General features: G+C 62.7%; 20 protein-coding genes and 2 pseudogenes. 16 read left to right on the top strand and 6 right to left on the bottom strand.

The genetic code is table 11. The features are described from left to right. The first annotated feature begins 248 nt into the window (after positions 1 to 248). The 8 genes from C442_RS04975 (at position 249) to C442_RS05010 (ending at position 10767) form a co-directional block, all read left to right on the top strand. Entirely contained in the window at positions 249 to 743 is a 495-nt protein-coding gene (locus C442_RS04975) for a hypothetical protein (protein WP_008308336.1), read from the top strand. 3 nt (positions 744 to 746) lie between these two features. Then, the gene (locus tag C442_RS04980) at positions 747 to 2252 is read left to right on the top strand and encodes a UbiD family decarboxylase (RefSeq protein WP_008308338.1); all 1506 of its coding nucleotides are present in this window, start codon (positions 747 to 749) and stop codon (positions 2250 to 2252) included. Next, positions 2249 to 3652 carry a UbiD family decarboxylase gene (locus C442_RS04985; protein WP_008308340.1) on the top strand — a complete coding sequence of 468 codons (1404 nt, stop codon included), beginning with the start codon at positions 2249 to 2251 and terminating at the stop codon, positions 3650 to 3652. The genes C442_RS04980 and C442_RS04985 overlap by 4 nt, the downstream gene beginning before the upstream one ends. A 170-nt stretch (positions 3653 to 3822) precedes the next feature. Then, positions 3823 to 5517 carry an acyl-CoA synthetase gene (locus C442_RS04990; protein WP_008308342.1) on the top strand — a complete coding sequence of 565 codons (1695 nt, stop codon included), beginning with the start codon at positions 3823 to 3825 and terminating at the stop codon, positions 5515 to 5517. 110 nt (positions 5518 to 5627) lie between these two features. Further along, entirely contained in the window at positions 5628 to 6794 is a 1167-nt protein-coding gene (locus C442_RS04995) for an acyl-CoA dehydrogenase family protein (RefSeq protein ID WP_008308344.1), read from the top strand. Beyond that, a complete protein-coding gene (locus C442_RS05000; RefSeq protein ID WP_008308346.1) occupies positions 6794 to 8578 on the top strand; it encodes an acetyl/propionyl/methylcrotonyl-CoA carboxylase subunit alpha in 1785 nt (594 codons plus the stop codon). The genes C442_RS04995 and C442_RS05000 overlap by 1 nt, the downstream gene beginning before the upstream one ends. A gap of 2 nt (positions 8579 to 8580) precedes the next feature. Continuing rightward, positions 8581 to 10299 (top strand): acyl-CoA carboxylase subunit beta, encoded by a 1719-nt coding sequence (locus C442_RS05005; RefSeq protein WP_008308349.1) that lies wholly within the window; start codon positions 8581 to 8583, stop codon positions 10297 to 10299. Positions 10300 to 10302: 3 nt separating this feature from the next. Beyond that, entirely contained in the window at positions 10303 to 10767 is a 465-nt protein-coding gene (locus C442_RS05010; RefSeq protein WP_008308351.1) for a MaoC family dehydratase, read from the top strand. A gap of 41 nt (positions 10768 to 10808) precedes the next feature. Here the strand turns inward: C442_RS05010 and C442_RS05015 are convergent, their stop codons facing one another. Beyond that, positions 10809 to 11531: a class I SAM-dependent methyltransferase gene (locus C442_RS05015; RefSeq protein WP_008308352.1), complete on the bottom strand. Its 723-nt coding sequence runs from the start codon at positions 11529 to 11531 to the stop codon at positions 10809 to 10811. 42 nt (positions 11532 to 11573) lie between these two features. Then, entirely contained in the window at positions 11574 to 12407 is an 834-nt protein-coding gene (locus C442_RS05020) for an HpcH/HpaI aldolase/citrate lyase family protein (RefSeq protein ID WP_008308353.1), read from the bottom strand. Between the two features lie 217 nt (positions 12408 to 12624). Here C442_RS05020 and C442_RS05025 point away from each other — a divergent pair, with 217 nt between their 5' ends. Further along, positions 12625 to 13500, top strand: coding sequence for an amidohydrolase family protein (locus tag C442_RS05025; RefSeq protein ID WP_008308354.1), 876 nt, complete (start codon positions 12625 to 12627; stop codon positions 13498 to 13500). On the opposite strand, the gene C442_RS05030 is transcribed toward C442_RS05025, so the two are convergent. Both C442_RS05030 and C442_RS05035 read right to left on the bottom strand, forming a co-directional pair. Then, the gene (locus C442_RS05030; RefSeq protein ID WP_008308355.1) at positions 13497 to 14258 is read right to left on the bottom strand and encodes an enoyl-CoA hydratase/isomerase family protein; all 762 of its coding nucleotides are present in this window, start codon (positions 14256 to 14258) and stop codon (positions 13497 to 13499) included. The two genes, C442_RS05025 and C442_RS05030, sit on opposite strands and share 4 nt — an antisense overlap. A gap of 25 nt (positions 14259 to 14283) precedes the next feature. After that, positions 14284 to 14940, bottom strand: coding sequence for a helix-turn-helix domain-containing protein (locus C442_RS05035; RefSeq protein WP_080504284.1), 657 nt, complete (start codon positions 14938 to 14940; stop codon positions 14284 to 14286). Between the two features lie 106 nt (positions 14941 to 15046). On the opposite strand from C442_RS05035, the gene paaA reads away from it, so the two are divergent. The 6 genes and pseudogenes from paaA to paaE all read left to right on the top strand — a co-directional run bounded on the left by paaA (position 15047) and on the right by paaE (position 17945). Continuing rightward, positions 15047 to 15988 carry a 1,2-phenylacetyl-CoA epoxidase subunit PaaA gene (paaA, locus tag C442_RS05040; RefSeq protein ID WP_008308357.1) on the top strand — a complete coding sequence of 314 codons (942 nt, stop codon included), beginning with the start codon at positions 15047 to 15049 and terminating at the stop codon, positions 15986 to 15988. 5 nt (positions 15989 to 15993) lie between these two features. Further along, positions 15994 to 16167 (top strand): annotated as a pseudogene (locus C442_RS23055) (PacF protein); the annotation flags it as partial. Positions 16168 to 16221: 54 nt separating this feature from the next. Further along, positions 16222 to 16521: pseudogene (locus tag C442_RS23060) on the top strand (PacF protein); the annotation flags it as partial. Next, a complete protein-coding gene (gene paaC, locus C442_RS05050; protein ID WP_008308360.1) occupies positions 16521 to 17354 on the top strand; it encodes a 1,2-phenylacetyl-CoA epoxidase subunit PaaC in 834 nt (277 codons plus the stop codon). The pseudogene C442_RS23060 and the gene paaC, both read left to right, overlap by 1 nt. Next, positions 17347 to 17781 (top strand): 1,2-phenylacetyl-CoA epoxidase subunit PaaD, encoded by a 435-nt coding sequence (gene paaD, locus C442_RS05055; protein WP_008308362.1) that lies wholly within the window; start codon positions 17347 to 17349, stop codon positions 17779 to 17781. Before paaC ends, paaD begins: the two co-directional genes overlap by 8 nt. After that, entirely contained in the window at positions 17778 to 17945 is a 168-nt protein-coding gene (gene paaE, locus C442_RS22040) for a 1,2-phenylacetyl-CoA epoxidase subunit PaaE (protein WP_004594293.1), read from the top strand. The genes paaD and paaE overlap by 4 nt, the downstream gene beginning before the upstream one ends. Before the next feature lie 100 nt (positions 17946 to 18045). Here paaE and C442_RS05060 read toward each other — a convergent pair whose 3' ends face one another. After that, positions 18046 to 19497, bottom strand: coding sequence for an aldehyde dehydrogenase family protein (locus C442_RS05060; RefSeq protein ID WP_008308371.1), 1452 nt, complete (start codon positions 19495 to 19497; stop codon positions 18046 to 18048). 146 nt (positions 19498 to 19643) lie between these two features. Further along, a complete protein-coding gene (locus C442_RS05065) occupies positions 19644 to 20102 on the bottom strand; it encodes a MaoC family dehydratase (RefSeq protein ID WP_008308373.1) in 459 nt (152 codons plus the stop codon). Between the two features lie 98 nt (positions 20103 to 20200). Between C442_RS05065 and paaI the strand changes: the two genes are divergently transcribed. Continuing rightward, on the top strand, positions 20201 to 20596 hold the full coding sequence (gene paaI / locus C442_RS05070) for a hydroxyphenylacetyl-CoA thioesterase PaaI (protein WP_008308374.1): 396 nt from the start codon (positions 20201 to 20203) through the stop codon (positions 20594 to 20596).

Genomic DNA, 20596 nt, shown 5'->3' on the forward strand with positions numbered 1-20596 from the left:
ATACTCTGGCTTCGATCAAGTGGCATATATAACTGAAGGAAACATTATATTGTCTCGTGTAAATATACGCTTTCTGATACCCTCTCAATACTAGTGATTCGCGCATTTCACCTCACAGAGGGCTGATTCGAGCGACAAACTGTGCCCGGGATGCACGGGTCAGTGAAACGGTGGACTGACGACGGTACATATATGCCATAGGGACAAGAGGTTGCTAAGAACATCAGCAAAACAACTGAGGGCAGGTAATGTCGAACCACTACATCACGTCAGCAGACCATCTCCCCGAGGAAGCACAGGCAGAGACCACACTACAGATCACGGATGCCCAAACGAAACGCATTTTCGAGGCACGCGTTCGGATTGCCAAGGACCCCGATACGCTCACTGACCCGGAACCGCTAACGATCGTTGCCGGGCCACACGAGAGCGTCAGCGAGACCAGATACGTCGAACTGCTCGACGAGACTGAGGAGACCGGTATCGATCAGGAGCTGGTGACGCATCTGGCGGCCGAACAGGAGACGGCGTCGAACATCCTCAATACACGGTCCGACGATCTGAAGGTCCTCTTGCAGTATCTCGTCGAGACCGGCGAGTACGAGTCAACGTCCGATGCGCTTCGCGAGATCGCGTTCGACCAGCTCGCCACAGAACGACCGGCCCTGCTTGACGCCTACGCTGAGGTCCGCCGCGAACTCGACGACGACCCACTGAGGCGCGTGCTGGAACACCAGGAGTGATCTATGTCGGTTAGTTCGCTCCGCGAGTACCTCGATTTGCTCGACACGACCGGTTGGCTCCGGTCCTTTGACCAACCGGTGTCGTGGGACCTCGAAGCGAGCGCAGCGACGATGCTCGCCAATATCCGTGACGGCCCGATTCCGGTGTTCGAGTCCATCGCGGGGCTAGAGACGGAGTCGAAACTGGTTGGCGATCCGTACCGCGGCCCCCAGACGCGTCCCTGGGATCACTTCGCCCGTGCGCTGGGGCTCCCAAGCGGCCTTTCGGGCCGTACGTACTACGACCGAGTGATTGATCGCCTCAACGCGCCGCAAGCGCCCCGACCTGTCGCGAGCCAGGACGCCCCCTGCAAAGAAACAGTACGGACGGGGAACGAGGTCGACCTCCTGTCGTTCCCGTGGCCATATATCCACGAGGGCGACGGGGGACGGTACTCGAATCACCACACCATCGTCGCACCGGACCCCGATACGGAGTGGGGGACCTGGTCGAGCCATCGCATGATGATCCACGACGACTCTCAGGCCAGTCTGCTGTTACTGGCCGGCGAGCAGGTGCCCAACCGCTACTACTACGACTACGAACCCCGGGGCGAACCGATGCCAGTCGCGGTCGTCATCGGTGCCGAACCCACCGTCGAGTGTACTGCCGATATGTGGATTCCGACAGGCCGGAGCGAAGCGGCATTCGCGGGCGGCCTGAAAAGCGAGCCTGTGGACCTCGTCCAGTGTGAAACCAATGATCTGTACGTCCCGGCGACGGCCGAGCTAGTTCTCGAAGGCCACGTTCGACCTGACGACCGCTTGGATGAGGGACCGTTCGGCGATTACTTCGGCTACATGAACGGCCCGCGACGTTCCATGCCGGTGTTCGAGGTCGATGCGATCACCCACCGCCACGAACCGCGAATACCGTTTTGTGTCGAGGGGAGCGGTGTCGGATACGGGCAAAACTCGACCAGTACGCTCCGGCTCGTCGCGGCCGGTCCCGACGCGACTGTCGGTCTTCGGGCCGCCGGATTCGACGTTGCGATGGCGGTCCCATGGCGGTTCACCTCCCGCACCGTCTGGGTCATCGCGACGGATCGACCGTATCCGGGCTATCTCCACGAACTGGCGAACTTTATTTTCACGACGTGGGGGATGCTCCACATCGACTTCTTCGTGTTCGTCGACGCTGCTGTCGACCCGCTCGATCCACGGGCAGTGTTGACAGCTATCGCGCTTGAGGCCGATCCGGATGCCGACTTCCACCAGTTCGGCGTCGAGCGAATGCCGAAAGTTCCGCTCAACATCTACCAGACGCCCGACGAGAAGGGCAACGCGGACGTGGGGACGTCGAAGGCGAAGACGGCCAAAGCCTACATTGACGCAACGACCGACGGTGACGCGGCGGAGATGGCAGCGACCACAGAAACCCGGAAGCGAGCCCAGGAGCGGCTGGTCGAAGCGGGCCTAAACGCTGCGCGGTTCGACCGGCTCGACGAGCGGGAGGGGCAGTCACAGTGATACCGTTCACGCAGTACGTCCGCGGACTGGCCGGCGACGACGATCTCGTCCGACTCGACGGCCCGTTCGAGGTCCCGGTGGACGTACTTGCGGCGGAGGCGCTCCGGGCAAGTGGGCCGGCGCTTCGATTCCAGCGATCCGCTGGCAGTGACCTCGTTAGCGGTGTGTTCAGCGGTCCGGACCAGACACAGCAGCGCGAGGCCCGGCCGTGGTCGCGGCTGTCGCTCGGCCTCGGACTCGACCCGGAAGCCACGCTCGTCGAGGTGCTGGAGACGATCAGCAGCCTCGGTCCGGACGGGAGGGACTCCGAACCGACGTACACCGGGCAGGCGGCCTCGGAGGCAGATATCGACGTACAGGACCTGCAGTTCCCGCAGGGGGAAACCGATACGTGGCCCGCTATGACGCTCGGTGTCGCATCGGTTTCGACCGCTGACGGCACACACTGGGCACCGGTCCACGGCTCGGTCGTAGGCGGCGACACGCTCAGAGTGCGCGTCCCGGACACGCTGTCGTCGCTTGTCAGTGAAGGGACGACAATAACGATAGCGCTCGGCGTGCCGCCGGCGGCGATCACGACGGCGTACCTGCTCGCTGTCACCGAGCAAACTGCCACGCCGATCCAGTCCTGTGGGGTGACCGGAACCGTCCCGCTCGTCCCGACCAACGGCGGCCTCGTCCCGAGTGCGACAGAGGTCGTCATGGAGACGACAGTCGTGGACCGCCAACCGGACTTCCGGTCCGACCGCCGAGAGGGCTGGGAGTACGTCGTCGAGAGCGGCCCGCTCTCGCTGTCGGTCGAGCGCGTCCGCACTACTGAAAACCCGGTCATCCCTATCTCCCCCGTCGGTCGCCCACTCGCGGATGACACCCGTCTCACGGGGCTCGCGACCGCCGCAGCGCTCTATCACCGGCTCAACAACTACTGGGGCATCTCGCCAGTCGAATGGATTATGTTGCCGGCAGAGGCTGAACTCGGAATCTGTTTCGTCGCGAGTGACGTGCTCTACGGCGGCTTCGAGTGGCAACTCGCGAACATTCTCTTTTCGTTCTCGTCGCTTTTCGACACGGTCGTCATCGTCGACGAAGACGTTCCGCCACAGGACTTCGGCCGCGTTCTGGCCGATATCTGGCTGAAATCCCACCCCGCTCGCGACTGGACGTTCAGCGAACCGGATGCACCGGCAGCGACACGCCCACACTATCGACGAGACAACGAAACCGGCTCGCGCCTGTACGTGAACGCGGCGTGGGACCCGCGCTGGAAGGAGACCTACATCGCACCGCGAGTCACGTTCGAGAACTCCTTCCCAACCGACGTCCGTGACGTGGCTCGTGTCCTGTGGGACGAACCCGACACCGCTCCCGGAGAGACGACCGAAAACGAATCGCCCCACTGAATATGTCTCTCGCGTGTATATATCTTCAAATATGTTGTAATCAGCTCTGTTTACGCCATACTACAATCGAATAATACCTATGTGGGAATAAAAAATAAAATATATTCAATACGTTATTCGCAAAAAGCAACCGGTACAGTTATACCAGATTCCGGTATTCCGAGCGGTGTATGGTCACCAGCCACAACCTCCCGGACTACGACACAGCGCGAAACGAGTTCTCCTGGGACGATATTTACGCGGCAGCGGACTGGGACGCACCGAACGACCTGAACATCGGCCACGAAGTCGCCGACCGACACGCGACCGACCGGGGCCAGATCGCACTCTACCAGGTCGGGACCGACGGAGAGCTGTCGAAAATGACGTTCTGGGAGCTTGCTGACCGTTCGAGCCAGTTTGCCAACGTTCTCGACGACCTCGGGGTCGCCCAGGGTGACCGGGTCTTTTCATATATGCCCCGGATTCCGGAGCACTACGTGGCGCTGGTCGGCACGCTCAAACACGGTGCTGTCTGGGGAAGCGTCAACGAGCGGTTCGGCCCCGACGGCATCTCGTACCGTTTGGACGACTGCGACGCGAAGGTCGTCGTTACCACGACCGACAATCGCGACACGGTCGAAGACGCGCTGGACGAGGCCCCGGCGGTCGAACACGTAATCACCGTCGACCGTGGGGGCGGCGCACCCGCTGACGACGTGGTGTTCAATACCGCACTTGACGGCGAGAGTACGTCGTACGAGGTCGCTGAGACCAGCGGGGAAGACGACGCGCTGCTGTACTACACCTCGGGAACGACCGGGCTGGCCAAGGGTGTCCTCCACAAACAGCGCTGGATCGCCGGCGTCGCGGCAACACAGAAGTACGCTGTGGACCTCCAGGACGGCGACCTGTACTGGTCGACCGGCGACCTCGGCTGGCTGACCGGGGCCATCAACACGCTCGGCGCATGGTTCTGGGGGGCATCGCTGTTCACCTACGAGGGCGAGTTCGACACCGACGAGTGGGCCGCCCTGCTCGACGAATACCCGATCAGCGTCCTGTTCTCGGTCCCGACGGCGTACCGGATGCTCCGGGAGAACGAGGAGGTCCTTGCTGATGTGGACCTCGACTTGCGGCACGCGCTTTCCATCGGCGAACCGCTCAGCGCCGGCGTCGTCGAGTGGGGGGAAGACGAACTCGGCGTCACGATTCTGGACACGTACGGCCAGACTGAGACCGGGAACATGATCATCAACAACTATCCCACGATGGATCTCCGGCCCGGGTCAATGGGGAAACCACTCCCCGGAATCGAGGCCGACATCGTCGACCCACAGAGCGGCGAGGTTCTGGAACCCGGCGAGACGGGCGAAATCGCACAGCGGGGCGACTACCCGTGTTTCTTCGCCGAGTTCTGGAACAAGCCCGAGAAGACCCAGCGAGCGTTTATTGACGGGCCAAACGGGACATGGTACCTCTCGGGTGACCTGGCACACAAAGACGAGGACGGCTACTTCTGGTTCGAGGGGCGGGCGGACGACGTGATCCTCTCCGCTGGCTACCGCATCGGGCCGTTCGAGGTCGAGAGTTCGCTGGGCGAACACGACGCGGTCGCCGAGGCGGCAGTCGTCCCCAAACCACACGAGGCGCGGGGGAACATCGTCAAGGCCTATGTCGTGCCGAGCGAGGACGCCGAGCCGTCCGCCCCGCTCAAAGAAGACATCCAGAGCTACGTGAAAGAAGAGCTCTCGGCACACGAGTACCCGCGCGAAATCGAGTTCCGGGAGGGCCTGCCCAAGACCTGTCTCTTATACACATCTCTGAGCNGGCACACGAGTACCCGCGCGAAATCGAGTTCCGGGAGGGCCTGCCCAAGACAGTGACCGGGAAAATTCGCCGAACCGAACTCCACGACGACGCCGAAGCAGAAGCCGAAGCCGAATCCTGACGCGGATTGTGAGAATTACGAGCGACAACACGCACACAACCACCAATGAATTTCGAATCTACGGAGGAACGTTCGATGATCCGGTCGACCGCGGCGGACGTGGCGGCCGAGTACGGACCGGAGTACTGGCGCGAGAAAGAGGAGGCAGGCGAGTTCGGACAGGAATTCTGGGACGAACTGGCCGCGGCCGGCTTCCACGGCCTGCTGGTCCCGCCGGAGTACGAAGGGGCCGGGATGGGCATACAGGAGATGGGGCTGGTCATGGAGACGCTCTGTGCCGAAGGCTGTGGCATGGCGGGCACCTGGTATCTGGTGCTCACCGCCGGTATGGCCGCCGTCGGCATCAGGGACAACGGAACAGAAGCGCAGAAACGGACCTATCTGCCGGACATCGCAAACGGCGAGCGGAACTTCTCTATCGGTATCACAGAGCCCGAGGCCGGGACAAACACGCTGAACGTCGCGACCCGCGCCGAGAAAGACGGCGACGAGTACGTCCTGAACGGGAACAAGGCCTGGATTACCTTCGCGGACCGGGCCGACAACATGATCCTCGTCACGCGCACGACCCCACGCGACGAGGTCGAGCGCGGGACCGACGGTATAAGCCTGTTTATCGTCGATATGGACGACCCCGGCATCGACGTCTCGCCGATCCCCAAACACGGTATCAACTACTCGAAGTCCTGTGAAGTCTTCATCGAGGACGTTCGGGTCCCCGAGGAGAACCTCCTGGGGGAGGAAGACGACGGCTGGTGGGTCTTGGTCGATATGCTGAACCCGGAACGCATCGGCTTTGCGGCCGCCGGGACCGGCATCGGTAAACTGGCTGCTGACACTGCTATCGAGTACGCCAGCGACCGGGAGGTGTTTGGCGCGCCGGTCGGGAGCCATCAGGCGGTTTCGTTCCCGATCACCAAGGCGTACGCCCGCATAGAAACGGCGGCGCTCATGCGTGAGAAGGCGTCCTGGCTCTACGATCAGGGCGAGGAGTGCGGGTACGAGACGAACGTCGCCAAGGCGACGGCCGTCAGTGCCGGCATCGAAGCGGTCAAGCAATCCATGCAGGCGTTCGGTGGCTGGGGCTACGCGAAGGAGTACGACGTCGAGCGGTGGTGGCGCGAGATCAACCTGACGCGGCTGGCCCCGGTCTCCCAGCAGATGGCGTACAACCACATCGGGCAGCACCTCGGTTTCCCCAGATCCTACTAATGTTCGAGAAAGTCCTTGTCGCAAACCGCGGCGAAATCGCGGTCCGTGTGATGGCTGCGTGTGAAGAGCTGGGTATCGAGACGGTCGCCGTCTACAGCGACGCCGATCGCAACGCCGGCCACGTCGAGTACGCCGACGAAGCATACAACGTCGGGCCGGCACCCGCAAGCGAGTCGTACCTCGACCAGACCGCGATCCTCGACGTCGCCGAGCGGGCCGGGGCCGACGCGGTCCATCCCGGGTACGGCTTCCTCGCGGAAAACGCCGCGTTCGCTGGCCGCGTCGAAGCCGCTGACGGAATCACCTGGGTCGGCCCGCCAAGCGACGCGATGGAGACGCTGGGCGAAAAGACGAAAGCCCGGACGGTGATGCAGGACGCCGGCGTCCCGGTCGTCCCCGGCACGACGGACCTCGTCAGTGAACCGGACGAAGTACGCGAACTGGGTGCCGAGTACGGCTACCCCATCGCGATAAAAGCCGAAGGTGGCGGCGGCGGTCGCGGCATGAAGATCGTCCGGAGCGAGGCCGAGGTCGCAGAGGCGCTCAAAAGCGCGAAGCGCGAAGGGGAAGCCTACTTCGGCAACGATTCCGTGTACGTCGAAAAGTACCTCGAAGCCCCGAAACACGTCGAAGTGCAGGTGCTTGCAGACGAACACGGCAACGTCCGTCACTTGGGCGAGCGCGACTGCTCGCTCCAGCGTCGCCATCAGAAGGTCATCGAGGAAGCCCCGAGTCCGGCCCTCGGTGCCGAACTGCGCACGCAGATCGGCGAGGCCGCCAGACGCGGTGTCAGCGAAGCCGGGTACACGAACGCCGGCACGGTGGAGTTCCTCGTCGAGGACGGGGAGTTCTACTTCATGGAGGTGAACACCCGGATCCAGGTCGAACACACCGTCACCGAGGCTGTGACGGGCATCGACATCGTTCGCTGGCAGCTCCGGGTCGCCGCGGGCGAGCAACTGGACTTCACACAGGACGACGTGTCGATAGACGGGCACGCCGTCGAGTACCGGATCAACGCGGAGAACCCGGCCGAGGACTTCGCACCGACGCCGGGACCGCTGACGACGTACGCGCCGCCCAGCAGCATCGGTGTGCGCCTCGACCACGCGGTCTCGCAGGGCGACGAGATCGGGGGCGACTACGACTCGATGATCGCGAAGCTCATCGTCGCCGGCGAGGACCGGGACCACTGTCTGGACCGGTCGAAGCGTGCCTTCGACCATTTCACCGTCGAAGGCGTCCATACCACCATCCCGTTCCATCGGTTGATGCTCGACGACGACACCTTCGTCGCCGGGACGCACACGACGAAATACCTCGACCAGGAACTCCCAGACGATGCTCTCGACGCGGCTGTTGCGCAATGGGGTTCAGACGAGGTCGGTGGCGACGCCCAGTCGGCGTCGACGGACGAAATCGCCGTCGAGGTCGATGGGAAGCGCTTCGATGTCGTCGTTACGGACGGACTTCCCCGCGTCTCCCGTGACGGAAACGCCGGTGGCGGCTCCGGCAGTGGTACCTCGGGCGGCGACGCAGCCGGTGGCGGCACGGCGGACGTGGCCACGTCGGGTGCGATTACCGCCGAGATGCAGGGAACGATTCTCTCGACCGAAGTCACGCCCGGCGACGATATCGCCGCGGGCGATGTCGTCTGCGTGCTGGAGGCGATGAAAATGGAAAACGACGTGGTGGCGTCCACGGGTGGAACCGTCGCGTCCGTCCCGGTCGCGGAGGGCGATTCCGTAGACATGGGAGACACCCTGGTCGTACTGGAGGAGTAAGTATGCAAGTCAGAATTTCAGCCGACGCGACCGAATCGGAAGCACAGGCCATTGCCGAGGCGCTGGCGACACACTTCGAGGACGACGTAACCCTCGTCGTCGACAGCGGCGACGCGGTCGGCAGCGCGACCTACGACGGCAATGGACGGGCCGAAGCCACGGACCCAGTCGACGACGACCTCGGTCCGACCGAACGCGAGGAGAATCTGCGCAAGGAGATTGCTGAGATCCTCGAAGGCGGGCCGGAAAAGTACAAGAAGCAGCTGCCCGAAGAGGGCAAGCTGTTCGTCCGGGACCGTATCGACCTGTGGTTCGGTGACGAGTTCCTGTTCGAGGACGGGACGTTCGCGGAGTTCGACGCCGACGACCAGCTCCCTGCCGACGGGCTCATCACGGGGGCCGCGGAGTTCGAGGGCCGTGACCTGCATTTCATGGCCAACGATTACACGGTCAAGCGCGGCAGCATGGCCGCAAAGGGCGTCGAGAAGTTCCTCCGGATGCAACAGCGGGCGCTGAAAACCGGGCGACCGGTGCTGTACCTGATGGACTCCTCGGGCGGCCGTATCGACCAGCAGACGGGCTTTTTCGCCAACCGCGAGGGTATCGGGAAGTTCTACTACAACCACTCGATGCTCTCGGGGCGGGTCCCACAGATCTGTGTGCTGTACGGACCCTGTATCGCCGGTGCGGCGTACACGCCGGTGTTCGCGGACTTCACCGTCATGGTCCGGGATATGAGTGCAATGGCGATTGCCAGCCCCCGGATGGTCGAAATGGTCACCGGCGAAGAGATCAGCCTCGAAGACCTCGGAGGCCCTGCTGTCCACGCACAGCATTCCGGGAGTGCGGACCTCATCGCCGACGACGAGGAACACGCCCGGGAACTCGTCGCCCAACTCATCAGCTATCTGCCCGACAACGCCGACGAAGACCCACCACAGACCAGTGGGACGGCCCCGAAGCGCTCGCCGGAGGGCATCGACGCCGTCGTCCCGGACAAGCCGAACAAAGGCTACGATATGTTCGACGTGATCCAGCGGGTCGTCGACGCCGGGTCGACGCTCGAACTCCGGCCCGAGTACGGCAAAGAAATAATTACGTCGTTCGCCCGGATAGACGGCCGCCCGGTCGGAGTCATCGCCAATCAGCCAGCCCAGCGCGCCGGGGCCATCTTCCCGGACGCGGCGGAGAAAGCCGCCCAGTTCATCTGGACCTGTGACGCCTACAACATCCCGCTACTGTACCTCTGTGATACGCCGGGGTTCATGGCCGGGTCAGGCGTCGAGAAGGAGGGCATCCTCGAACAGGGCAAGAAAATGATCTACGCCACGTCTTCGGCGACAGTGCCCAAGCAGTCAGTCGTGGTCAGGAAAGCCTACGGCGCGGGCATCTACGCGATGTCCGGCCCCGCGTACGACCCCGAATCGACAATCGGCCTTCCGAGCGGGGAAATCGCGATCATGGGTCCCGAAGCGGCCATCAACGCCGTGTACGCCCGCAAGCTCTCCGAGATCGACGACGAGGACGAGCGACAGCAAAAGGAGCAGGAACTCCGCGAGGCCTACCGCGAGGATATCGACATTCATCGAATGGCTAGCGAGGTCGTCGTCGACGACATCGTCCCGCCGAGCGACCTCAGAACGGAACTGACAAACCGGTTTGCGTTCTACGAGACCGTCGAGAAAGACCTCCCGGACAAGAAACACGGGACCATCCTCTGAGCTATGACAGGACGCTACTACGAGGAGTTCGAGGTCGGCGAGACCATCGAACACGAGAAGCGCCGTACCGTCAGCGAGCGCGACAATCAGCAGTTCTGCGATATGACGATGAACCAGCAGCCGCTCCATCTCGATGCTGAATTCGCGGCCGAGACGGAGTTCGGCGAACGACTGGTCAACGGACTCTACACGATGAGTGTCGCTGTCGGACTGACCATTCCAGAGACGACTGACGGCACCATCGTCGCGAACCTGTCCTACGACAGCGTCGAGCATCCGAACCCGGTGTTCCACGGCGACACGATTCGCGTGCAGTCGACCGTGACCGACAAACGCGAGACCAGCGACGGCGAACGCGGCGTCGTCACGATGCACGTCGAGGTGTTCAAACTCGCAGATTCGGACGACGTCCTCGTCTGTGAGTTCGACCGCACCGTGCTGTCGCTGAAACGGGACCACGCCGAGTGACGCTGTGACCGCTCGACGGACGAACCGCAGATTCAAGTCACCTATTCGGGCACACCGACGACCCAGCGCCATCGTTGCTCGAACGTGCCGTCGAGAGCGCCGAGGAGTTCACGAGCTTGTCGAACCCGCTCCTCCGTTTCGAGTTTCGGATAGAGCCGTGCGGCCATCGCGGGAATCGCGTGGAACAGCCGGATGTTTTCGGCAGTCGTCGAAAAATTCCAGGTCCCCGTAATCGTCGAGAACTCGTCCGCGAGGGCGTCCCGAATAGCCGGTGTATCAGTCGGGGAGCGTGACTCGCGCTCGAACTGTTCGAAGACGTCCGTGCCGTCAGGCCGGAACCAGCCCAGCGGTGCGACAGCGCCGACCACGCCGTCTGTGTGGAGGATTCTGGCGGCTTCTCGCACTGCGGCGGCCGGGTCAGGGACCAGAAAGAGCGAGGCGGTAAACGCGACGCCGTCGACTGACCGGTCTTTGAGTGGCACATGGTCGAAATCGGCCTGCAGTCGAGCAGTGGACTCGATCTCGCTCAGCATCTCGCGGCTGATATCGAGGGCAATTGTGTCCGCTGTTGTCTCGGCGAATACGCGTGTGCTCACGCCTGTTCCTGCGCCCGCATCGAGAACTGTCCCGAGGCCGCCGTCAGTACGAGCGCCCATCTCGGCGGCGAGTAGTCGCGCGAGCGACGTGAAGCGATTGGTCCGCCGCTCGTAGGTCGTGTAGGCGTCGACGCTGGCATCGAAGTTCTGCCGGACGACGTCTTTCATACGCGACAGCACAGCCAGGTCCCGGATAGGTGTTGCCGTTGGCTACCGCTGACCGGCTTCGCGAGCGCGTTCGAGGACACGCTCCGCCTGTGCGATAAGCGGTGCGTCGATCATCTCCCCGTCGACCTCGAAAACGCCGGCGTCTGTCTCGTTGTCGGCTGTGACGACGCGTTCGGCCCATGCGATATCCTCGTCACTGGGGGTGAACGCGTCGTTGATGACCGCGACCTGGTCCGGGTGGATCGCCATCTTCCCGTCGTACCCGAGTTGTGCGGCGAACTCAGTTGCCTCGCGGAGGCCGTCCAGATCGCCGTAGTCCGGGTAGATCGTGTCGATTACGTCGATTCCCGCGGCGCTGGCCGCAACGACGACCCGCTGGCGTGCATAGAGCACCTCCCGTCCATCGCTGGTGCGACTCGCACCGATGTCGGCCGCGAGGTCTTCGGCCCCGAACAGGAGCGCATCGGTGGAATCGGCGGCTGCGATCTCCGCCGCGTTGAGGACGCCGGTGGCCGATTCGACCAGCGCAAGCACCGGGAGGTCCGTATCGTGTTCTCTGAGGAGCCGTTCCAGTGCTTCGATGTCGTCGGCGGACCCGGCCTTGGGGAGCATCACGCTGTCGGGACCGGCGTCTGTCAGTATCGCAGCGAGGTCGGCTGTGGCGCTTACCCCCACTGGATTGATGCGAACGCAGATGTGGCTGTCCGAACTGACAGCCGAGAGTACTGATTGAACGGATTGACGTGCCTGCTCTTTATCGGCCGGTGCGACCGCATCTTCGAGGTCGAAGACGACGACATCAGCGTCGCCACCGGCCGCTTTCCGCATCAACTCCGCGTTGTCACCCGGTGCGAACAGAACACTGCGACGAACCATAGCTGTACCTTCACCCCCCGGCAGTAAGATTGTAGGGGATTGACGCCCGGCCATACCCATGGTGAGCCTTCGTCTGGCGATCTGTTCGGCTGTCACAGTCACCATCGGCCCTTCTCGATGCTGGTACCCTCAGCACGGTTCTCCACTCGCTCCGGCGAGTATTCTGCACAGCACAGACGGGCATGGATTTTTATGATACTGGGTAAAACCTCCCTCTGTGACAACTGACCTCCCCGGCGTCGCCGACAGGCAACTGTTCGACACGCACGCCCACCAGCCGACCAGCGAGTTCCTCCACGACGCCGGCGGCGAAATGATGCAGGACGCCGCCGACCGCTTTGGCACCGACTTGGAGACGTGGGACTACGAAGAGATGCTCGCGGAGTACCACGAGGCGGGCGTCGGTGGCGCTGTCCTGCTTGGCTGGGACGCGGAGACGAACACCGGGAACCCGCCCGTCCCAAACGACTACGTCGCCGAGGTCCGGGACGAGCATCCCGACTTCTTCGTTGGCTTCGGAAGCGTCGACCCGCTGAAAGACGACTGCGTGCAGGAGGCGATTCGGTGCGTCGAGGATCTGGACCTCTCCGGGTTCAAGTTCCAGCAGATCGCACAGGGCTTTGACCCCTCGGACGAATGCCACGACCACCTGTGGAGTACCATCGAAGACCTCGGCGTCCCCGTCGTCTTTCACGGCGGCAACTCGACGCTCGGGGCCTGTAGCGCCGGTGGCCGAGGCCTGAAAGTCAAGTACGGCAACCCGATGCTCATCGACGACGTGGCCGCCGCCCATCCGGACCTCGACATCCTCATCGCCCATCCCGCGTTCCCGTGGGAGAAAGAGCAGTTGGCTATCTGTCAGCAGAAGGGCAACGTGTACATGGACCTCTCGGGCTGGGTGCCGAAGTACATCGACGATCAGGTCCTTCACTACGCCGGGACAGTCCTCAAAGACAAGGTGATGTTCGGCACCGATTACCCGATGATCGACCCCGAAACGTGGCTCGAATCGTTCGCTCGCGACACCGACTTCGATACGGACGTCCAGCGGAAGATCCTGTTCGAAAACGCGCAGGAGTTTTTCGACCGCTAATCGAAATCCGGTGTTCGCCCGTCGAGAAACCCCTCGACGCCACGCGAATGAGCCGGCGTATCGTACGCCAGTGACTGGATGCGTGCCTCTCGGCGCAGCCCGGTCTGTAACGGCTGGCCGATGTTGTCGTGGATCGCTTCCTTCGCCAGCCCGAGGTTCGCCGTCGGCTGTGCCCGAAGCGTTTCGAGCAGGTCGGCCGTCCGCGCATCGAGGTCACGCTGCTCGACAGCCTCGTTGATCAGGTCCATCTCGGCGGCGGTCTCGGCGTCGATCAGTTTCCCGGTGAACGCGAGTTCCTTGGTCTTCCTGAGCCCGATGAGCCGGGGGAGTATCGCGGTTGCGCCCATATCCGGCACGAGGCCGACGCTGATGAACGACGCACCGAACCGGGCGGACTGGGCGGCGTACGCGAAATCAGCGACAGCCACGAGCGACAGCCCGGCACCGACCGCATCCCCGTTGACCTTCGCGACGACAGGCACCGGCGCTTCGAGGATGTTGCTGGCCACCTGACCCAGCGTCGTCCGGACCCGCTCGTAGGCTTCCGTCGCGGACTCCTCACGCTCGCTCATCGCCTCGATATCCCCGCCGGCACTGAAGGCGTCGCCGTCGCCGGTGAGGAGCACGGCATCGTGTGTCGCCGGGTCGAGGTCAGCGAGCGCAGCAGCGAGCTCAGTCGCGACCGCCCCGGTCATCGCGTTTTTGACATCGGGACGGTCGAATACGATTCGTCGAACAGCGCCGTCTTCAACGCGCATGGTCGTACTCACACGCGCGGGTACTTTACTCCCGGTCGTCGTCCGGTCGGCCTTCGCCGATGCCGCCGAACAGCTGTGTGAACAGCGAGTGCTGTGCGCGGTGGAGTCGTTCGAGGAACGCGGACTTACTGATACCGAGTTCGGCGGCGACTTCACTAGCGGTAGTCTGTCGTGGGATGACGAAGTAGCCCATCTCGACCGCGTACCGAAGACTTTCCGTCTGTGCCGGGGTCAGGTCCCACTGCTGGGCGATAGACGCGTCTTCTCTCGCACGCAGTGCGTACACCCGCTGCAGCTTCACGCCGACGGTTTCACCGGCCGTCTCCATGACCGTCTGGAGGATCTCGTGGCCCACTACAGCGCCAGTCAGAATCGCGTTTCCGTCCCGATAGGTCAGCGATTCCACCATGAAGCCCGCGCTGATGAGTTTGTGGACGACACACTGCTGGAGCGACAGACACCGGTAGTTGTACCGACCCTCGGTAACTGACTGGTAGAGATAGCGGATCCGGTCGTCGCCGTCGAGGTAGTCCCCGAGTTCCTCACTCGCCTGCGCGCTGAACCGCAACAATACGTTACGGTCATCCCGGAGGAGGGGCGGGGCCGCCTCGATGGGCGTGCCAGTGGCACTACTCGCATCTGCCAATGGGCAGTTATCGCCCTCGATGCGAAATTCGACCATTAGACACTCCTCTATCATTGCCTCGTATATGTGCGGATATACTTATAAAACCCGTCTATATAGGGGCAAATTAGTAAGAACATTCCTCACGATTTATGGGACACATATGAACGTTGACGAAGTCAAAGCCCGCGCTGGACCCCGGGAGTTCAGCCCGAAAGACGACCTTCCCGAAGAGTATCGGCAGGCAGCCACGCGGATGCTCGAGTTCCACGCCAACAGCGAGATTATGGGGGCGTACCTCGAACGGCCCTTCATCAGACAAGCCCCGAGCATCGAGCGAAAGATGGCCTTCAGCGCGAAGGTGCAGGACGAAATCGGCCACGGCCAGATGCTCTACCGAGCGGCGGAGTCGCTCGGTGTCAAGACCCGCGAAGAGATGCTCGACGATCTGGCGAACGGGGACGGGAAGTTCCTGAACTGCTTCCACTACCCGATGGAGAGCTACGTCGAGACGCCGATGATCGCCTTCTTCGTCGACGGGGCCGCGATGCGCCGCCAGGCGACCCTGAAAAAGTCCAGTTGGGAGCCGTACGCCCACGCGATGGACAAGATCTGCTTCGAAGAGGGGATGCACGTCAAGCACGGTGAGTCGATCCTCCGCGAACTGATGAACGGCTCCCGGAGGGAACAGCGCATGACTCAGGAGGCCTTCGAAGAGTGGTGGCCGCGAATCCTGCAGTTCTTCGGCCCGACCGACGACCAGAGCACCCACCACGACTTCGCCGCGGAAGTCGGGCTGAAGACGTGTACGAACGACGAGCTTCGGAACGCGTTCCTCAACACCTACATCCCGAAGGCCAAGAAATACGGGCTGGAGATGCCCGACGAGCCACGCATCCGGGACAACGGTGACGGGACCTACGAGGTCGTCGAGGACGACCTCGACTGGGACGAGTTCTTCACTGTCTCACAGAACGAATACGACGGCAGCATCGAACAGATCAGCGGTCGCCGGCAGGCCCAGGAAGCGGTGCAGTGGGTCCGTGACATGATGGACGACCAGACGACCACGAACAGCGGCCCGCAGACACAGGCAGCGGACTGAGAACGATGATCTGGGAAGTATTCCGACAACAGAGTCCGGACGCGGATTTCGTTCACTGCCGGGACGTCCACGCACCCGACCGAGAGATGGCGAAGCAGTTCTCGGTCATCCAGCACGGGCGGCGGAAGCCGACCCACGCGCTCTGGGTTGCCCCGCAAGAGAAAATCACGCAGGTCGATCCTGACGCAGAGAGCCGTGACGAGGTCGGAAACAGCGCCGAGAAACCGTGGGCTGTCTTCCGGCAGGACCAGCCCGGCGGGTATCACACGCACTGCGGTGACGTCGAAGCCCCCAGCACCGCCGGCGCAGAACAGGCGGCGATTGCAACGTTCAGTGACGACGACCCCAACAGTCTCTGGGTCGTACAGCACCAGTACATCGGCGAAGTCACCGAGGACGACGTGAGCTTCGGTGGGACGACCAACAAGTCCTACCGGTTCGCACAGACGTACAACGTCGATCCGGCTGCCGAGGAGGTCGAAGCCTCCGAGTCCGAGCAGATAGAAGCGGAGAAACAGCGAGGTGAGATCTAATGGCAACAACGGAATCCGACCTCGGCGGTCCAGCCGACCTGTCCGAGGACGAACAGCGCGCAGTCGAGGCACAGCTGCTCCGGCTCGCCGACGACGAGCTGGTTCAGGCCGAACGCTACACGTTCTGGCAGGTGCGTGCGCCGACACTGGAATCGGACCTCTCGATTTCCAACAACGCACAGGACGAGCTGGGCCACGCACGACTGTGGTACGATGCGGTACAGCAACTCGGCTACTCCGAGGAATCGCTCATTTACGAGAGCGACCCCAGCGACTTCCAGCACAGTACGCTCGTCGAGCTACCGTTTGCGGAAGGTGACTGGGCCGATGCTATCGTCAGAGCGTACCTCTACGACGTCGCTGAAGACATCCGCCTCTCCGCGCTCGAGGACTCGTCGTACGAGATTATCCGGAACAGAACGAGTCGCATCCAGGGCGAGGAAGGCTATCACCTCGAACACGCCGAGAGCTGGCTGGACCGGATGGCGCTGGACGAGGAGGCCAGCGAACGCGTCCAGGCGGCTATCGACGAGCTCTATCCGTACGCCCTCACGCTGTTCGAACCCGTCGGCGACGTGGAGGCCGACATCGACCGGCTGGGCATCCGCACGATGACCCTCGACGAGATGCGCACCGAGTGGGAGACCCGCGTCGAATCGTTCCTGACCGAACTGGGGTTCGCCGTGCCGACCGATGCTGCCCCCGCAACGCCGGCAGGCCGGGACAACGAACATACCGACCACTGGCACGACCTGCACGAAGAAATGACGGCCAGTTACCGGAATCTGGGCCGTGACGAAGCGACGCTGATAATGGCGGCCGACGATGAGTAGCGACTACGACCGGCCACGCGCGGACGCTGATGCTACCGCGTGTTCGTATACCGACTACGAGACCAAAGACCACGTAGCGGACGACGTCCCGGCCACGGGCGAAGACGCCGACGGCATTGAACGCGACGTGTGGGCGGCCCTGTATCAGGTCGAGGACCCGGAGATGCCGGTCAGCATCGTCGATCTGGGTCTCATATATGGGCTCGACGTGTCCGACGGTGCTGTCACGGTCGACATGACGCTCACCTACAGCGGCTGTCCAGCGCGCGAGATCATCCTCGATGAGGTCGAAGAAGCCGCCGAGAGTGTCGACGGAATCGAGACCGCGTCGGTCCGACTGGTCTGGGCCCCGGACTGGTCGATTGATCTGGTCACAGAACAGGGCAAAGAAGCGCTGCGGGACTTCGGGATGAGCTTCGACGGATGAGTGAACCCGACCCCAGTGTCACGACCAGCGGCGAACAGACGGGCGCGGAGTGCCCGTACTGTGGCTCGACCGACACCGAGCGGAAACACCCACGCGGGCCGTCGCGGTGCCAGTCGATTCATTACTGCAACGAGTGCCTGCAGCAGTTCAAGAAGTTCGAGTAAGCCGTTATTACTCGCCAGTTCTGCCTTCGGAGTTTCACAGCGTGAGGCAGAGCGGTGGGACTGTTGCCCGCAGCCTAATCACGACTCGTCAGCGAGAGCTTCAGCCGAGGTTGATGTGGACGTTTTTGACCTCTGTGTAGCTCTCGATGGCCTGCTCGCCCTGTGCGCGGCCGTGGCCGCTCTGTTTCGTGCCGCCGAAGGGTGTCTGTGGCCAGGTGTTGGGCGTCTCGTTGACCATCACCATCCCGTAGTCAAGTCTGTCCGTGACGGTGTGCGCGCGAGTCAGGTCGTTCGTCCAGACGCAGGCGGTGAGGCCAAACGGTGAGTCGTTCGCGACCGCAATCGCTTCTTCCTCGTCGCTCACTTCGATTGCGGTGAGCACGGGACCGAAGATCTCCTCCTGTGCAATCGTCATCTCGTTGTCCACGTCGGCAAAGACGGTCGGCTCGACGAAGTGACCGGTGTCTCTGTCCGCAGGAACGCCACCGCCGGCCACAACAGTCGCCCCCTCTTCTTTGCCGGTCTCGATATAGTCGAGAATCTCCTGTTGTCGGCCCGCACTGACGACCGGTCCCATCTGGCCGTCGTCGTCGATGCCGCCGCCGAGCGGGATGTTCTCTGCGATCTCAGCCATCCGAGAGACCATCTCGTCGTAGACGTCCTCGTGGACGACGATACGCGAGTTCGCCCAGCACATCTGCCCGGCGTTCATGAAGATTCCGTACTGGATGCCGCGGGCGGCGGCATCGAGGTCCGCGTCGGGGAACACGACTGCCGGCCCCTTCCCGCCGAGTTCGAGTGTCACGTCGGCGACCGCGTCGGCAGCACTTCGCTGGACCGTCTTTCCGACACCTGTACTCCCGGTGAAGGTGACGTGATCGACGCCCTCGTGTCCGGTGAGTGCGTCGCCGGCCTCGGAGCCCTTCCCGGGAACAACGTTGACGACGCCGTCAGGAAGGCTCGCTTCCTCGGCAGCTTTCGCGTAGTACAGCGCCGATAACGGCGTCATAGCGGACGGTTTGAGGATAACGCTGTTCCCCGCCGCCAGCGCCGGTGCCAGGCCGCGGCCGGCGAGCTGGAAGGGATAGTTCCACGGCGCGACGTGTGCGGTCACGCCGACCGGCTCGCGGACGGTGTAGTTGAGCCGGCCGTCCTCGACGGGGATCTCGTCGCCGCGTATCTTGTCCGTCCACCCGGCGTAGTGGCGGAACGTATCGGTGACCATGTCGATTTCCAGCCCGGCTTCGAACGGCGTTTTCCCGTTGTCGTGGGATTCAACCATGGAGAGCTCGTCTTTCATCTCCTCGATGGCGTCGGCCATCGCGTGGAGTTTCGCCCGGCGCGTCCCCGGGTCCATCGTCGCCCACTCGGAGCCGCCTTCGACGGCCGCCTGTGCCGCCTGTACCGCATCGTCGATATCAGTCGCCTCGGCCTTCTGTACCGACGCGTAGGGCTGTTCCGTTGCCGGGTCCTCCGTCTCGATGCTGCCGCCGTTGGTCGCTTTTCGCCATTCGCCGCCGATATACAGGTCTGTCGGGCCGGTGTACTCCATTGCAATAACAGAGGGCGGGCGCGGCGTCTTAGTTGTTATTATTTATTATTCATGTTTGGCTGGCGGGTGCGCCGGCTCCGACTTTCCAGTCGTACATCGAGGTACCAGCCGCTACCGATGCCCCGCATTCGAACGCGCCACTGGGTTCACTCTCGTTTCTTGATGAGGAACTTCATGTCGCCCTTGAAGACGACGGTCCCGTCCTGGTTTTCCATTTCAGTGTCGAGGACGACTAACCCGGCGTCGTCGCGCCCGACCTCTTTGGTGTTGTCAACGACGATCTCCAACTGGAGTGTGTCGCCGATGTGGACCGGGTTCGGGAGGTCCATGTAGTTCATTCCGAGGAACGCGAACGCGGTCCGCTCGACGATACCGGTCCGGTAGACGAAGCCGGTCGCCTGCACGAACGTCATCGGCCCGTGTGCGATCCGCTCACCGAACTCCTGTTCTTCCGCGTACTCCTTGTTCGTATGCAGTTCCGTCCAGTCGCCCGACAGCGCAGAGTGCATGACGAAATCGGACTCGGTGACTGTCCGGCCGACACTGATAAACTCCTGTCCCTCTTCGAAGTCCTCGAAGTGATGTGGCTCGTAGCTGTACGCCATAGTTCCCCATCTGATAGCAGACATTTATATTTTTACGCTCCGCTGACAGCAGCGGCGACCGGTATATATTTATTATTCCTGATAGAACCACAGGCCGTATGTCCGGCGTCGCCGACGAAGTCAGAGAGCGCATCGAATCCGACGCGTACTGCGAAACCCTCGGCATCGACGTCGTCGAAGTCGACTCGGGGTACGCCCAGACTGAACTGACGATTACTGAGGACCTGCTGAACTTTCATGGGACGCCCCATGGCGGTGCGGTCTACTCGCTCGCCGATGCAGCCTTCGCCGCGGCGTCGAACTCGCACGGCGAGGCGGCGGTCGCACTGGAGACGAACATCTCGTATTTAGACGCCGTAGAAACCGGTGAGACGCTGTCTGCGGTCGCCGAGGAGACGCATCTCGCGGACAGCACCGCAGAGTACGAGGTAACGGTGACTGCGCAGGATGGCGAGCGTATCGCGACGTTTCGCGGACGAGTCTACCGGCCCTGA

Origin of the sequence: Haloarcula amylolytica JCM 13557, from assembly GCF_000336615.1 — an archaeon.
Taxonomy (GTDB): domain Archaea; phylum Halobacteriota; class Halobacteria; order Halobacteriales; family Haloarculaceae; genus Haloarcula; species Haloarcula amylolytica.